The organism is Clostridium malenominatum (genome assembly GCF_039521365.1).
Taxonomy (GTDB): domain Bacteria; phylum Bacillota; class Clostridia; order Clostridiales; family Clostridiaceae; genus Clostridium_AW; species Clostridium_AW malenominatum.
Genome location: NZ_BAAACF010000001.1, coordinates 2,106,515 through 2,122,789, shown reverse-complemented (window position 1 = coordinate 2,122,789; position 16,275 = coordinate 2,106,515). Strand labels below are relative to the sequence as shown.

Below are 16,275 nucleotides of genomic sequence, written 5' to 3'. Positions count from 1 at the left end.
TGGTTATCAATGGATTTATGGTAAATTTAAGGCACATATACTTTTAATTCTAATATTCTTTTATCCTTTACCTCTTCTACTTTAAAGACAATGTTATTGTATTCTATACTACTTTCTTCTTCTTCCTTAGGTATGCTTCCTAATAGATTTATAACAAATCCACCTATAGTATCAGTATATTCTGTAGGAAGATTAATATGTAGGATCTCATTTACCTCATCTATGGATAGCATTCCATCTATTAAATAGGTATGTGCATCAATTTTCTTTATATATTCGCTAATTTCATCATACTCGTCAAAGATATTACCAACTATTTCCTCAAGTAAATCCTCCATGGTAACTATACCAGCAAACCCTCCGTATTCGTCTATTAAAATTGCAATATAATTTTTGCTCAACTGAAGTTCTTTAAAAAGAGTATCTATTGTTTTCGTTTCAGGAACGAAATATGCAGGTCTCAGTAATGCTTTAAACTCCTCACTGGTTAATGAATCGTGTCTCATAAAATGATATAAATCCTTTATATAGAGAATGCCAATTATATTGTCAGTATCATCTTCATAAATAGGTACTCTAGAATATTTCTCTTCTAATATTTGGTCTATGAGCTCATTTATAGGGGTATTTATATTTGCTGCAAAAACATGATTTCTAGGGGTCATAATTTCCTTTGCTAAAGTATCATCAAAATCAAAGATGCTATCTATCATTTCTTTTTCTGTTTGATTTATTACTCCCGTTTCCTCTCCAACTTCTATCATCATTTTAATTTCTTCTTCAGAAACATCTTCTTCAATTTTATCAGTGTCTACTCCAAAGGCTCTAACTAAAACATTTGTGGATAAGGTTAATATCTTCACAAAGGGCATAGTTATTTTTGAAAATATGAGTATTGGTTTTATAACTGATAGAGCTATTTTTTCTGAATCTTGGAGAGCTAATCTCTTCGGTAATAATTCTCCGAAAACTAAGGTTAAGTATGATAATATTATGGTAACAAGAATTAAAGATATTTGATTGCTCCAAGGAATATTAGCTTCTTTTAAGAGGTTCGCAAGGGGCTGTGATAAGTTTGTGGCAGCGGAAGCACTGGCTAAAAATCCAGCCAGAGTAATTCCCACTTGTATAGTAGCTAAGAATTTACTTGTTTCCTTTAATAAATTAAGCAGTAATTTAGCTTTATCATTTTCCTCTTCTTCTGCCATGTGAGCTAGCTTTGTTCTATTCAAAGAAACTATGGCCATTTCAGAAGCAGCGAAAAAGGCATTTATTAATACCAAAATTAAAATAAACAGAATATCCATAAGCAAACTAATCCCCTTCCATAGGTAAGTACTTATACTATTATGCCAAATTTTTAATATCTTTATTAATATAGAATTAATTATATTATTGATGTAAAATAGTATTGATAACTTAGTTAAATGGTTAACAAAGATAATAATGAGGATGGGATAAAATGCTTAGTATAAATATATGCGTAGGAAGTGCTTGTCACTTAAAGGGATCTTATAAAGTAATTGATCAGCTTCAAAAGCTTATAGATGAATATAATTTAAAAGAAAAAGTGGAACTTAAGGGTCAATTTTGTTTAGGATATTGTACTGAAGGAGTTTCTGTAAGAATAGAAGAAAAAGTTTACTCCTTAAAAGAAAGTAATGTAAAAGAATTTTTTCAGCAAGAAGTAATTAGGAGGGCTAAGTTATGAGTTACATGAATTTTTCTAGAGCTAATTGTAAAAATTGCTATAAATGCCTTCGGTATTGTCCTGTTAAAGCTATAAAGTTTGAAAATGAACAAGCTGAAATAATTGAAAAAAGATGTATTAATTGTGGTCATTGTTTAGTGGTATGTCCACAAAATGCAAGAAAAGTTACCAGTGATTTAGCTTTAGTTAAAGAGGCAATAGCTAAAGGGAAAAAAGTAGTTGGCAGTATAGCTCCATCTTTCCCAGGATACTTTTTAGGTAAGGAAGTAGGTTTTATTTCTTCTTTAGAGAAACTAGGATTTTATAAGGTAGAAGAGACTGCTATAGGAGCGGAAGTCACTACTAATCTTTATAAAGAATATATAAAAAGCCATAAAAGAAATAGCTATATTACTACTTGCTGCCCTTCAGCAAATTATTTAATCGAAAAATACTTTCCTAAGTTAATTTCTCAGGCTTTGCCTATAGTATCTCCAATGATTGCTCATGGTAAATTAATTAAAAAATTTTATGGAGAAGACTGTTTTACAGTATTTATAGGACCTTGTCTTACTAAAATAGTAGAAAAGGAAGAATATAATGGAGAAAGTCCTGTAAACGCAGTTTTGACCTTTGAAGAAATTAATGAGTGGTTAGAAGATGAGGGTATAGACTTAGAGAAATTAAATGAAAAGAGAAAAGAAGAATATTTTTTAGACTTTGGAAGAAATTATCCTATACATGGAGGAATTTTAAATTCTATACAGAATTTAGAAGAAGTAAAAGATTATGAAAAAATATCCGTTGATGGAATAGAAGAATGTATGGAGTTATTTGAAGCTATGGAAAAGGGTGAGGTAGAAAATTTACTAGTAGAAGTAAGTGCTTGCAAGGGAAGTTGCATAGGAGGACCCAGTAGAATTGTAAAGGACGAATATTTTAAAAGATTAAAGGGAGTAAAGGATTATAACAAAAGATTAAAAGAAAAAAGTTTAGAAAAAGTAACTTTAAATTTGCAAGAACTAAATTTTACTAAAGTATTAAAAGATAAAATTGTTTATAATGAAGAACCTTATAGTGAAAAATTAGAAGAAATTATGAAGACTATGGGTAAGTATAATATAGAAGATGAGCTAAATTGCGGAGTTTGTGGTTATGATACTTGTAGAAATAAGGCTAAAGCTATATATAATAATATGGCAGAGCCAACTATGTGCCTTAATCACATGAGAAGTAAAGCGGAAAGCATTAGTAACTTAATTTTTGAAAACACCATCACTTGTGTAATTTTATTAGATGGAGATTTGAATATAAAGGAAATAAATCCAGCAGGAGAAAGGATTTTTTCTGTAAGAAGAGAAAATATAAAGGACAAGCCTATATCTATTTTAATGGGAGATGAAGATTTTAAATACGTAAAGGAAAACAATACAAGTATAATAGGAAAAAGAATTGCAATACCACAATATAACGTGGTATTTATGGAAAATATCGTTTATTTGCCAGAACAGGATTTAATAATGGCTTCTATGATGAATGTTATTGAGGAAGAAAAAAATAGAAAAGAACTTATAAAGGTAAAGGAAAACACCCTAAATGCAGCTCAAGAAGTAATAGAAAAACAAATGAGAGTAGCCCAAGAAATTGCAAGCTTGCTTGGAGAAACCACAGCTGAAACCAAGATAATTTTATCAAAGCTTAAAAAGGTTGTGGAAGGTGAAGAGGGTGAAATCCGATGAGTTTATTTATAGACGTGGCATTTCAAAGTTTAACAAAACATGGGGAAGAGCTATGTGGAGATAGGGTAGAAATAGCTAGACTTCCAGATAGCACTATAGTGGTGCTTGCCGATGGATTAGGCAGTGGAGTTAAGGCCAATATTCTTGCCACACTAACCACAAAGATTTCCTCCACTATGCTTAAAGAGGGTGGAGATATTTATGAAACCTTAGATACCATAATAAACACTTTGCCAGTGTGTAAGGTGAGAAAAATAGCTTATTGTACCTTTACTTTGATGAAAATATACGATGATGGCAGAGTTTATGTGGCGGAATACGATAATCCTCCTATGTTTATTATAAGAGAGGGAAGAAAATTAGAGATTTTCAAAAAAGAGCTTAAGATTAATGGCAGAGCTGTTTATGAAAGTAAGTTCTATGTAAAGCCTGGGGACGTGTTAACAGTAGTTAGTGATGGAGTAGTACATGCGGGACTCGGTAATATAATGAATTTAGGATGGAAATGGGAAAACGTAATGGATTATTTAGAAAGAAGTACACTTAATATACAAGATGCACAAGGTTTATCAAAGGATTTAGCTGAGGTTTGTGAAGACCTTTATGGAGGAAGACCAGGAGATGACGCTACCATTGTTGCGATAAAAATAAAAGCTCCTGAACACATAGATTTGTTTACAGGGCCTCCAAAGGATAAAAATCGCGATGGAGAAATTATTGAAGAATTTATGAAGAGCAGTGGAAAAAAGATTATCTGTGGGGGTACCGCAGCAAACATTGCTCAAAGAGAACTTAATAGACAGTTAAAGGTAGATTTAGATTATATATGTGAGGAAGTTCCCCCAACGGCATCCATGGAGGGAATTTATTTAATAACAGAAGGGGTAATAACCTTAAATAAAGTTGTTGAAATAATAAAGGAAGGTAAGCTTAATTTTATAGGAGAGGATGGAGCTACAAAACTTGCAAGAATATTGATTAATGATTGTACTCATCTTAGAATTTGGGTAGGAAAGGCAGTTAACCCAGCCCATCAAAACCCTGATTTACCAATGGATTTGGGAATAAAATTAAAATTAATTAAGGAACTTGCAGAGCTTTTAGAGAAGGTAGGTAAGAAGGTGGAAATAAAAGAATTATAATAAAGCATATTTTTTATAAAGAAATTTATATTAATGGGGGATAGTTAGGTGTGGAAAATGAATCAATTGTATTGAGGACAGAAAAAAAGTATGAAATTTCTCATTTTACAGCGGCTCAATTAAAATTTAAGTTGTCGACTACATTAAAAAAAGACATAAATAATAAAGGAAATGGCTATATGGTTCGTTCGCTTTACTTTGACACCTTATATGATAATGATTATAACGATAAAGAAAATGGAATTGAAAATAGAAGAAAAATTAGATTACGTATTTATGATCCAACATCCAAAACTTTAAAACTTGAATTAAAACAAAAACAGGGAGAAAATCAGCTTAAGCGATCCTTAACAATATCAAAAGAAACAGCTGAAAAATTAATAAAAGGTGATTATGATTCCTTGAGAGAATATGAAAGCGAATTAGCAAACGAATTAGCTTATATTATGAAAAAGGAATTTTATAGACCTAAGTGCATAGTAGAGTATGACAGACTAGCATATATAGTTAAAGAGAATAGTACTAGAATTACCATAGACAGCAATATTAGAAGTACTGAGGCGAATTTCGACTTGTTTTCTTCGGATTTGGCGCTAATTCCCATAAATTCTATTAAGGTTTTAGAAGTTAAGTATGATAACTTTTTGCTAAGTTATATAAAAGATGTAATAAATATTGCAAATAAAACACAAATATCTATAAGTAAATATTACCTTGCAAGGCAAATGCGTTATTTTTAGGAGGAAATTTTATGAAAAAACATCTATTTGATTATTTAAAAATGTATGAAGGATCCTTATCATTACAAAATGTTTTAATCAATTTTTTAATAGCATTAGCTATTGCTATGGTAATATATTTAGCATACCGATTTTCACATTCAGGGGCTGTTTATAGTGCAAAGTTTAATGTATCATTAGTAATGCTTACATTAATAACTACTCTTGTTATGAATGTAATAGGAAATAATATAGCTCTTTCACTAGGTATGGTAGGTGCATTATCAATTGTACGTTTTAGAACAGCTATAAAAGATCCCCGTGATACTGTATTTATATTTTGGTGTATTGCTGTAGGAATTTGCTGTGGAGTATCAGAATATACTATTGCAGCTTTAGGAAGTGGCATTATTTTCTTATTCTTAATACTATTTGGTTCTATAAAAAGTAATGATAGATTTTTACTTGTAATCCATGGTATGAGAGCAGGTGAAACAGAAATAGAGTCTACTATTCTAACAAGCTATGAAGGTCGTGCTATTTTACGTGTTAAAAATACCACTGCGGAAAATGTAGAGTATATATATGAACTATCGGAAAAAATGATAGAAAAAGCTGAAAAAAGAAATATTTCTATTACCAATTTGCTATATGAAGTTAGTGGAGTAGAAGCAGTAAATTTAATATGCCAAAATGAGGAGATCAGTAGATGAAGAGGAAAAATAATTTTTCTCTTCGATCCTTTAGCTTATTAATAGTAGTATTTTTGTTTATTATATCTATAAGTTATGGTTTGCTTATTGAAGAATATAGGAAAGATGGCCATATAAATTATAACAATAAAAATGATATTAATAATATATCAGATAGATTTAGCTTAAAAGAAGATAACACTGTGGATGAAAACTTTAGAAGTAGTTTACCATTAATTGTTATTGATACAAAGGGGGAGGAACCTAAAGCTGATACTGTATGGGATAAAGAAAAGGGGTACCGTGTTCCAGTAGATTATGACCCTTATGTAACTGGAGATATAGCCATAATAGATAGAGAAGATGGAGTTAATAGCTTAAAAGATGAACCTTCTTTAAAATCAAATATTCGTATTCGTTTGCGTGGAAACTCATCTTTAAGTTTTGATAAAAAACAGTATTTTATTAAGTTTATTAATAAAGATGGAAGTAAAAATAAACAAAATATAATGGATATGGGTGAAGATTGGGAATGGATTTTAAACATTTCCATGATTGATAAATCCCTTTTGCGAAATTATATTGGATTTAATATAGCTTCAAAGATTATGCCTTATACTCCGCAAGTAAAGTTTTGTGAAGTAATCATGAAAAATGGAACAAAAAATATGTATAAAGGTGTTTATTTAATAATGGAAAGTATAAAGCAGGGTTCAAGCAGAATCAATATAGCTGAATATGACCAACACTTTGTGAGTACAAGCTATATATTGAGAAGGGATCGCTTTGATGAAGATGGGATTATGCTTAACAATTATGGAACACAAGCTCAAATTACGGAAGGGTTTTTAGATATAAAATATCCAACTAAAAATAAGATTACTGATAGAACAATACAGTACATTGAGGATGATATAAGTGAGTTTGAAAAGATTATTTATTCTAAAGATCCCAATGTATTTTTAACATATTCTGAGCATATAAATAAGCAATCATTTTTGGACTATTTTATAATTAATGAATTTTTTGCAAACTATGATTCGAAGTACAATTCAATATATATGTATAAAGATAACGGTGGAAAAATTTCAATGGGTCCAGTATGGGATTTTGATCGATCGATAGATAACTTTGACCATAAAAGTTTAAAGATTGAAAGTACGGCTATGCATTCAGCAACATGGTTTACTCAATTACTTAGGGATAGCAATTTTGTAACGAGCTTAATAGGGCGTTATCATGAACTAAGAAAAACGGTTTTATCTGATGAGAACATTATTAAGGATATTGATGGTGCTGTTGAATATTTAGGGCATGCTCGAGAACGAGATTGGCATCGATGGGGATATTTTTATACATCGAATTATCTTAATGATATTTCAGATGAAAATGGTAATATCATTTTGCGTAATACGAAAAACTATGAAGAGGAAGTAAAAAAAATAAAAACTGTTTTAATTGAACATGGTAGATGGCTAGATGATAACATTGATTCTTTATACCAATTTAGCGAGTACTCAGATAAACACAACAACTACAATTGGTTATACAAGCTTTCGCAAATTGCATTTGGAAAAAGTATTGAAACATGGAGTGGAGGAGTGTTAGCAGTTTTATTTATAGGAGTTTTCATTATTTCTATTGTTCTTATTCAGAGAGAGTGATTCATAAAAAAAGGAGAAGTGATTTTATGGGAAAAAGTATAAAATCCAGACGTAAATCTTTATTAATAGCCGCGTCTATTTCTTCGCTTATATATATTACTTGGAGAATAGTTTTTACAATACCTACGGAACATGGACTAGTATCAATGATTGCTGGTATTGCTTTAATAGCTTCAGAATCTATAGGAGCAATTGAGGCATTTTCACATTATCGAAATATGAGTTTTGCCAAGGAGCCAGAAAAGCCAGAAATACCCTTGGAGTTGTATCCAGATATTGATGTTTTTATTGCAACCCATAGCGAATCAACAGAGCTTTTATATAAAACTGTAAACGGATGCACGCATATGAGATATCCTGATTTAACCAAGGTTCACATCTACATATGCGATGATAGCGACAGGCTTGAAATGAAACAACTTGCCGAAAACATGGGCGTTGGATATTTTGGAATGGTTAACAATAAATTGGCTAAGGCAGGAAATTTGAACAATGCCTTAAATAATACTAAATCTCCACTTGTTGTAACCTTTGATGCGGATATGATACCCACGCATGATTTTTTAATGGAAACAGTCCCTTACTTTTTCTTACCATTAATGAAAAAAGATGAGGAAGGCAACTGGATTAAACGTACAGAGAGTGAAATTGATAAGGATTATAAAATTGGGTTTATTCAAACACCTCAAAGTTTTTATAATGCTGACCTTTTTCAATATAATTTGTTTTCAGAAAAAAACATTCCCAACGAACAAGACTACTTCTTCCGTGAAGTGAATGTGGGAAGAAATCGTACAAACTCTCCTATTTATGCAGGATCCAACACTATAATATCTAGAGATGCACTAAATGATGTGGGAGGAATTACAACGGGTACTATAACAGAAGATTTCGCTACAGGAATAGAAATACAAAGTAAGGGATACAAATGCTTTGCTATATCTAAAGTAGTTGCCCATGGACTTGCGCCAAATGATTTTAAAAGTCTTATTAAACAAAGGCAGCGCTGGGGTCGTGGTTGTGTGCAGACTTTGCGTAAATCGAACTTTATTTTTAGTAAGCTTCCTCTTAGGTCAAAATTTAGCTACCTACTATGCCTTTTGTACTGGTGGACATTTATGAGACGTTTTATTTATATAATATCTCCTATATTGTTTACGGTTTTTGGTATTGTTGTGGTTGAGTGTTCCTTATTAGAACTTGTTGTGATTTGGCTTCCATCATACCTTGTCTATAACAAAGCTTTAAAGGTTATGTCAGGAAATATACGTAATCAAAAGTGGAACAATATAGTGGATACCATTATTTTCCCTTATATGATTATCCCAGTATTTGCGGAAACCATTGGATTAAGACTTAACAAGTTTGCTGTTACCCCTAAAGATAAGCCAATTACAAAAAATTCAGAAGTACGCTATGCTATACCACATATAATGCTTTCTGTGGCTACTATTATAGGTCTTTGGTCTTGTGTAAAAAATACTATTTTATATCATTCAATGGGCAATATTATTTTAATTTACTGGTTGGTAGTAAATTTATATTTTCTTTTAATGGCAATATTATTTATGCTTGGCCGTGTGAATTACAGAAAAGAAGAACGCTATTATGCCCAGGTTGATGCAAAAATTTCAACTTTATATAATGTATTTCATGGAATAACTTCGGATATTTCTGAAGGTGGCTTGGCTGTAGTGTTAAATTCACCTGAATATATACCATATGACACAGATATAGATATTGAAGTAAACTACCTTGAATATCACGCTGAATTTAAAGGGCGTGTTAGGCATGTTACTAACATAAATAATAAGTGGAAATACAGTATTAAAATTACTGATATATCAGAAGAGAATAAGAGAAGTTATTATCAGATTGTGTTTGATCGTGATCATACTCTACCTACCACTATAAAATCTGGTACTGTGAAAGAGATTAGAGGAAATATAAGAGGACGCACAAAGTCAACAATTGTGTCAAATCGTAAGCTTCCACGAATACCGTTAAATGTAGAATTAAATACAGTGGATGGTAATACTGTGAGAGTTGTAAATTATAATTATGAGTATATATTACTTGAGACTACAAATATTATGGGCAATGATATACAGCTGGATTTAGGGGAAGGGCTTATTGTAAAATGCGTACCTGATACACACAATCCATTTATGGATAAAGTTTTATGTCATATTGAAAATTGGAAAGAAGTTATTGGTGACAAAAGATTTCATGAAAGATTGTGTAAATGGCTTGATTTATCTGAGGATACTGATGATAAATGCTTAAAGAGTTGATAGTGGCATAGTTTGTATTTTACGAAAGGAGAGATTTTCATAAAAAGGGTAGTTTTATTTGTGATTTTTACTATACTAGGAGGTAGTTTGTTTTATAGTTTCTCTTCCAATGTAAGGCTTAGAAAAACTTTATATGAAAAAACAGATACGGTATTAAATCAAGAAAAACAAATAACAATTTTGCAAGAAAAAATAAAAAATTTAGAGAGTCCTCCCAATGGAGTGAAAGATCATGGGTGGTTATCTGTGAAAGGTTCTCAACTTGTAAATAGTAGAGGTGAAGATATACAGCTCCGTGGGATGAGTAGCCATGGACTTATGTGGTATCCAGAATATACAAATTATAGAGCTATTGAAACTACAAAAAAATATGGAGCTAATGTTTTCAGAATAGCAATGTATTCTGATGAAAACAAAGGATATGTTTACAATCAAACGGATACAAAGCGTATGCTCTTTATGGCTCTTGAAAATGTTTTAGGTGCAGACATGTACGCCATAGTGGACTGGCATACTTTAAAAGACAGCAATCCCAACACACATAGAGACAAAGCTGCCGCTTTTTTTGATGAGCTGTCAAAAAAATATTCAGATGAGCCTGGAGTTATCTACGAAATTTGTAATGAGCCAAATGGAGACACAACATGGCAAGATATTAAGGAGTATGCAGATTTCATAATACCAATTATACGTAACAATTCTCCTAATGCAATTGTTTTAGTTGGTACTCCAAATTATTGCGTGGATATTAAAAGTGCAATGAAATCCCCTTTAAATTACAACAATATTATGTATACCTATCATCTATATACAGGAACCTCTAAGGGAGGATATGAATATGTTTTAACTGATGCTTTAGAAAATAATTTCCCTGTGTTTGTTTCAGAATGGGGGCTAAATCGCGATAGGGAAAATGGTAAAATAAACTACGAAAAAGCAACAAAGTTTTTAGAGTTTTTAAATGAAAAAAGAATTAGTTGGGTAAATTGGTCCCTTGCCAATAAAGATGAAGTATACTCTGTCATTGATAGTAATAATGAAAAGTTAAGTGGGTGGGAGAAAAAGGACTTAAGTGAGACAGGAAGTTTTATATTTGACGCTTTAAAACATTGAAGATTATAATTTATAAAACCCGAAGTATTCTATCAGATACTTCGGGTTTTCGATGTTGTTATCTCTTCACATAAGTTGTATGCAATAAGTCATGAGCCTTTTCGCCGTATGGTTTTCCTAAATAGTCTTCATAAAGTTTTTTAACAAATGGGTTTTCATGAGACTTTCTAAGAACCTTATTGGAGTCTTCTTTATATAAAGCTTCCATTCTTTTTTCAAGCTTTTCAGGATGATCGTGAAGGTATGGCTGACCACCACCATCTATACATCCGCCAGGACAGGCCATGATTTCTATCATGTGATAGTTAACCTTTCCTGCTCTTATATCTTCAAGTAATTTACGTGCGTTACCAAGACCGCTGGCTATAGCAACATTTACGTCCATATCTTTAATCTTTATAGTAGCTTCTTTGATACCTTTCATTCCACGAATAGCCTTAAAGTCAACATCCTTTAATTCTTCTTCAGTTATCCATTCGTAAGCTGTACGTAGAGCAGCTTCCATAACTCCACCTGTAGTTCCAAAGATTACTCCAGCACCAGTGGATTCTCCTAAAGGACTATCGAAACCTTCATCTTCTAATGATGAGAAATCTATACCTGCCTCTTTTATCATTTTAGCAAGCTCTCTTGTACTAACAACTATATCTACGTCGCGAACTCCATTGTTTGTCATTTCAGGTCTAGCAGCTTCATATTTCTTAGCTAGACAAGGCATTACTGAAACAACTACTAAGTTTTTAGGATCCACTCCCATTTTCTCAGCTAAGTAAGTTTTTGCAATAGCACCAAACATTTGTTGTGGTGATTTACAAGTGGATGGAATATCTAAAAGATCATTAAATTGATGCTCAAAGAAGGTAACCCATCCAGGACAACAGCTTGTAAGCATAGGTAATCTTCCACCATGCTCAAGTCTGTGAATTAACTCACTTGCTTCCTCTATTATAGTTAAGTCCGCAGCAAAGTCAGTATCAAAAACTCTATGGAATCCTAAAGCACGTAATGCTGCTACCATCTTTCCAGTTACAACAGTTCCAGCATTCATTCCAAACTCTTCACCAAGAGCTGCTCTTATAGCAGGAGCGGTTTGAACTATAACTATTTTGTTTTTATCATTTAAAGCACGCCAAACCTTTCCAACATTGTTAACTTCAGTTAATGCTCCAGTTGGACAGACTGCAACGCATTGTCCGCAGAAGGTGCAATTTGTTTTTACCATGTCATCTTCAAATGCTGGTGATATTACTGTTTCAAACCCTCTTCCCACAGCAGATAACACTCCAACGGTTTGAACTTCGTTACACATAGTTACGCATCTTCTACAAAGTATGCACTTATCCAAATCTCTTATTATCGAATAGGAAGAAGCATCCTTAGGGAATGTGGACATTTCTCCATCATATCTTATAGACTTAATTCCTAAATCCGCAGCCATAGTTTGAAGTTCACATTCAGTATTTTTTTCACAAAGCAAACATTCTTGCGGATGATCGGATAATAATAATTCAACCATAGTTCTACGAGCTTTTATAGCCTTTATAGAATTTGTTTTAACTTCCATATGGTCAGTAACAGGGGTGCAACAAGCAGGAGCAAGATTTCTTCTTCCTTCCACCTCTACAACGCACACTCTGCAAGAACCTGGCTTATTTTCAGTTTTTCTATCATGAAGTTTTAAATGGCAAAGGGTAGGTATTTTAATATTTAACTCTTTTGCTGCATCGAGTATAGTAGAGCCTTCTTCCACTTGAACTTCTTTATTATTTATTTTAAGTGTTACTAAACTCAAAGTGTACACCTCTTTCATAAAATATTATTTTTTAATTATGGCACCTACAGGACAAGCTGTATAACAACTTCCACATTTTATACATTTTTCTTGTACTATATTATGAACTTCTTTTACTTTTCCGGTAATACAAGTAACAGGACACACTCTAGCACACTTTGTGCAACCTATACATTTGTCAGCTACGATTTCATAACGTAATAGTTTACTACAAACTCCAGCAGGACAGCTCTTATCTCTAATATGAGCTACAAATTCATCCATGAAATACTTAAGATTACTTAAGATTGGATTTGGTGCAGTTTGACCAAGACCGCATAGGGAAGTTTCTTTTATAGTTTCTCCTAATTCTTGAAGTTTAACTAAATCTTCTTCTGTACCATTTCCTTCTGTAATCTTGTTTAAAATTTCTAATAAACGTTTGTTACCAATTCTACAAGGAGTACATTTTCCGCAAGACTCATCCACTGTAAATTCAAGATAGAATTTAGCGATGTCTACCATACAGTTATCTTCGTCCATTACTATCATACCGCCAGAACCCATCATTGAACCGATATTATTTAAGGATTCATAATCTATTTTTGTATCTAAATATTCAGCAGGAATACATCCACCAGATGGTCCTCCTGTTTGAACTGCTTTAAATTTACGACCATTTTTAATTCCGCCACCAATGTCATAAATTATTTCTCTTAAAGTTGTTCCCATAGGAACTTCCACAAGACCAACGTTGTTAACTTTTCCAGCAAGGGCAAATACCTTTGTTCCCTTTGAAGTTTCTGTTCCTATGGATTTAAACCAGTTAGCGCCCTTATTTATGATAGCTGGTATCATAGCCAAGGTTTCAACGTTATTTACGGAAGTTGGTTTATCCCATAATCCACATTCTGCAGGGAATGGTGGTTTATTTGTTGGTTCTCCACGTTCACCTTCAATGGATTGGATTAATGCAGTTTCTTCACCGCACACAAAGGCTCCAGCACCGTATTTTATATGAATATCGAAATTAAAGCCTGTTCCGAAAATATTTTCTCCAAGCAATCCATATTGATGAGCTTCTTCTATAGCTTTATAAAGTCTTTCTATAGCAAGAGGATATTCTGCTCTAATATATATATTTCCTTCGTCAGCTCCAATGGCATAACCAGCAATGGCCATAGCTTCTAGTACGCTATGTGGGTCACCTTCTAGTATGGAACGATCCATGAAGGCACCTGGGTCACCTTCGTCAGCATTACAAATTATATATTTTTTATCACTTTCGTATTGCTTTGCAAAGGACCATTTTCTTCCAGTAGGGAAACCACCGCCACCTCTGCCTCTAAGGCCTGATTCTGAAATTAAGTTAATAACTTCATCACGAGTCATTTGTGTTAAGCATTTTCCAAGTGCCATGTAAGCATCTTCAGCTACAGCTTCATTAATATCTTCAGGGTTTATAAGACCACAATTTCTAAGAGCAATTCTATGTTGTTTTTTATAGAATCCCATTTCATCTTGTCTTTTTACTCTCATTTGTAGAGTAGGCTCTATATATAAAAGTCTTTCAACTATTTTTCCTTTTAAAAGATGGTTGTCTACTATATCATCTACGTCATTTGGAGTTACTCTAACGTAGAATGCATTGTCAGGACAAACATTAACAATTGGACCTTGTTCGCAAAAACCAAAACAACCTGTAATTAAAACTTCTATTTCATCTTTTAATCCAGCTTCTTCTACTTTAGCTTTTAATTTATTTACTATTTCATAACTTTCAGCAGATTTACATCCTGTTCCTCCACATACCAAAAGTTGGCGTTTGCATCTTTTACCTTCAGCAGCGAGTTCCGCTTCGTGGGAAACTTCTCTTAAAACTACAAGTTTTTTTAATTCTTTATTAAGAGATTTAAGTTCATCAAAGGATTTTATTTTAACCACTGGTTACTCCCCCTTATTCTTTATAATTTTCTAATAGTTTAGCTACTTGATCTTTTGTAACATGACCATAAACTTTGTCATTTACAGTAACTACAGGAGCAAGACCACAAGCACCTACGCATCTTAAAGCGTCTAAAGTAAACAATCCATCTCCTGAAGTTTCTCCAGTCTTTATTTTAAGTTTATTTTCAAATTCATGTAATACATCTCCAGCACCTCTAACAAAACAAGCTGTTCCCATACATACACTTATTACATACTTGCCTTTTGGCTCTGTATTAAAGTAGGAATAAAATGTAACAACTCCGTACACTTTTGAAACAGGTATGTGTAAAGTTTCAGCTATATGGTCTTGAACTTCTCTTGGTAGATATCCAAATATCTTTTGAGCTCTATGCAATATAGCAATTAAAGAACCTTCCTTATTACTTAAACCATCGATAAAACCATTTAATTCCTTTAAGTTCGCTTCCCAAACTTCATTTTTGCAGCACACTTAAAAAGACCTCCTTTATATTGTTATAAAAATAACTAATTCGCATATAACAGATAGCTAATTGCTATTATAACAGTAACATAAATTAAAATAAATATGTTTTATATAAAAAATCAAAATAATTTTTAAAAATACTATTCGAACCAGCTATTATTTTTAAAATTTTAATTTAATGGTATAATATATAGATATAAATGTTTATATATGGACACCATGCAAATATTTACTTAAAGGAGAGGATAGTTTGAATCCTATAGCATTTAACATTTTTGGTCTACCAATCAGATGGTATGGTATTTTTATTACATTAGGAGTACTAGTGGCTTTATTAATTGCTAAGTATACTAGTAAAGTTAAAAATGTGGATTACGATCTTTTGTTTGACACTTTTTTTATAGCTTTTCCCATAGCCATAATAGGGGCAAGGTTCTATTATGTACTTTTTAGCTTTAAAGATTATACAGATAATCTTTGGAGTATTTTTAACATTCGAGAGGGTGGATTGGCAATTCATGGAGGGTTGATTTTTGGATTAACCGCAGCTTATCTGTATTTAAGAAAAAAAGGTAAGAATTTTTTAGATTATGCAGATGTAGCAGTTCCAGGTATTATATTGGCTCAGGCCATAGGAAGATGGGGTAATTTTTTTAATGGAGAAGCTCATGGTGGAGAAGTTACCTATGAATTTATAAGTAAATTTCCTGAATTTATTCAAAAGGGAATGTTTATAGATGGAGTATATTATCATCCAACTTTTCTATATGAATCCATATGGAATGTAATGGTATGTGCAATTCTATTATTTATATTAAAAAGAAGCAAAAAACCAGGTACTGTATTATGTAGCTATATTGTGCTTTACTCCTTGGGAAGATTCTTCATTGAGGGATTAAGAACAGATAGTTTAATGCTGGGGCCTATAAGAATGGCGCAACTGGTTAGTTTAAGTGGAATTATACTTGGAGCAGTATTTTTGATTTACATAAAAAATAAGAAAGTTGATTAGATTTT

The 16,275-nt window shown here is 32.2% G+C and carries 13 protein-coding genes; 9 read left to right on the top strand and 4 right to left on the bottom strand.

The genetic code is table 11. From position 1 onward, the window contains the following. Nucleotides 1-26 precede the first annotated feature (26 nt). Complete coding sequence (locus tag ABDZ69_RS10660; protein WP_343769434.1) at nucleotides 27-1,307, bottom strand: hemolysin family protein; 1,281 nt, start codon at nucleotides 1,305-1,307, stop codon at nucleotides 27-29. Nucleotides 1,308-1,462: 155 nt separating this feature from the next. Here ABDZ69_RS10660 and ABDZ69_RS10655 point away from each other — a divergent pair, with 155 nt between their 5' ends. The 8 genes from ABDZ69_RS10655 (at nucleotide 1,463) to ABDZ69_RS10620 (ending at nucleotide 11,053) form a co-directional block, all read left to right on the top strand. Beyond that, nucleotides 1,463-1,711, top strand: a complete 249-nt coding sequence (locus ABDZ69_RS10655) for a (2Fe-2S) ferredoxin domain-containing protein (RefSeq protein WP_343769433.1) — start codon at nucleotides 1,463-1,465, stop codon at nucleotides 1,709-1,711. After that, complete coding sequence (locus tag ABDZ69_RS10650; RefSeq protein WP_343769432.1) at nucleotides 1,708-3,429, top strand: [Fe-Fe] hydrogenase large subunit C-terminal domain-containing protein; 1,722 nt, start codon at nucleotides 1,708-1,710, stop codon at nucleotides 3,427-3,429. The genes ABDZ69_RS10655 and ABDZ69_RS10650 overlap by 4 nt, the downstream gene beginning before the upstream one ends. Beyond that, nucleotides 3,426-4,571 (top strand): PP2C family protein-serine/threonine phosphatase, encoded by a 1,146-nt coding sequence (locus ABDZ69_RS10645; protein ID WP_343769431.1) that lies wholly within the window; start codon nucleotides 3,426-3,428, stop codon nucleotides 4,569-4,571. Before ABDZ69_RS10650 ends, ABDZ69_RS10645 begins: the two co-directional genes overlap by 4 nt. A 50-nt stretch (nucleotides 4,572-4,621) precedes the next feature. Continuing rightward, the gene (locus tag ABDZ69_RS10640; protein ID WP_343769430.1) at nucleotides 4,622-5,311 is read left to right on the top strand and encodes a polyphosphate polymerase domain-containing protein; all 690 of its coding nucleotides are present in this window, start codon (nucleotides 4,622-4,624) and stop codon (nucleotides 5,309-5,311) included. An 11-nt stretch (nucleotides 5,312-5,322) separates the two neighbouring features. Next, nucleotides 5,323-6,003 carry a DUF4956 domain-containing protein gene (locus ABDZ69_RS10635; protein ID WP_343769429.1) on the top strand — a complete coding sequence of 227 codons (681 nt, stop codon included), beginning with the start codon at nucleotides 5,323-5,325 and terminating at the stop codon, nucleotides 6,001-6,003. Next, nucleotides 6,000-7,646, top strand: coding sequence for a CotH kinase family protein (locus ABDZ69_RS10630; RefSeq protein ID WP_343769428.1), 1,647 nt, complete (start codon nucleotides 6,000-6,002; stop codon nucleotides 7,644-7,646). The genes ABDZ69_RS10635 and ABDZ69_RS10630 overlap by 4 nt, the downstream gene beginning before the upstream one ends. A gap of 26 nt (nucleotides 7,647-7,672) precedes the next feature. Then, nucleotides 7,673-9,940 carry a glycosyltransferase family 2 protein gene (locus ABDZ69_RS10625; protein ID WP_343769427.1) on the top strand — a complete coding sequence of 756 codons (2,268 nt, stop codon included), beginning with the start codon at nucleotides 7,673-7,675 and terminating at the stop codon, nucleotides 9,938-9,940. Nucleotides 9,941-10,027: 87 nt separating this feature from the next. Then, nucleotides 10,028-11,053: a glycoside hydrolase family 5 protein gene (locus tag ABDZ69_RS10620; protein WP_343769426.1), complete on the top strand. Its 1,026-nt coding sequence runs from the start codon at nucleotides 10,028-10,030 to the stop codon at nucleotides 11,051-11,053. Between the two features lie 58 nt (nucleotides 11,054-11,111). On the opposite strand, the gene ABDZ69_RS10615 is transcribed toward ABDZ69_RS10620, so the two are convergent. The 3 genes from ABDZ69_RS10615 to ABDZ69_RS10605 are packed head-to-tail and all read right to left on the bottom strand — an operon-like array spanning nucleotide 11,112 to nucleotide 15,264. After that, entirely contained in the window at nucleotides 11,112-12,845 is a 1,734-nt protein-coding gene (locus tag ABDZ69_RS10615; protein ID WP_343769425.1) for an NADH-dependent [FeFe] hydrogenase, group A6, read from the bottom strand. A gap of 24 nt (nucleotides 12,846-12,869) precedes the next feature. Then, entirely contained in the window at nucleotides 12,870-14,768 is a 1,899-nt protein-coding gene (nuoF, locus tag ABDZ69_RS10610; RefSeq protein WP_343769424.1) for an NADH-quinone oxidoreductase subunit NuoF, read from the bottom strand. A 13-nt stretch (nucleotides 14,769-14,781) separates the two neighbouring features. Continuing rightward, complete coding sequence (locus tag ABDZ69_RS10605) at nucleotides 14,782-15,264, bottom strand: NADH-quinone oxidoreductase subunit NuoE family protein (RefSeq protein ID WP_343769423.1); 483 nt, start codon at nucleotides 15,262-15,264, stop codon at nucleotides 14,782-14,784. 244 nt (nucleotides 15,265-15,508) lie between these two features. Between ABDZ69_RS10605 and lgt the strand changes: the two genes are divergently transcribed. Continuing rightward, a complete protein-coding gene (lgt, locus tag ABDZ69_RS10600; RefSeq protein WP_343769422.1) occupies nucleotides 15,509-16,270 on the top strand; it encodes a prolipoprotein diacylglyceryl transferase in 762 nt (253 codons plus the stop codon). Nucleotides 16,271-16,275 lie beyond the last annotated feature (5 nt).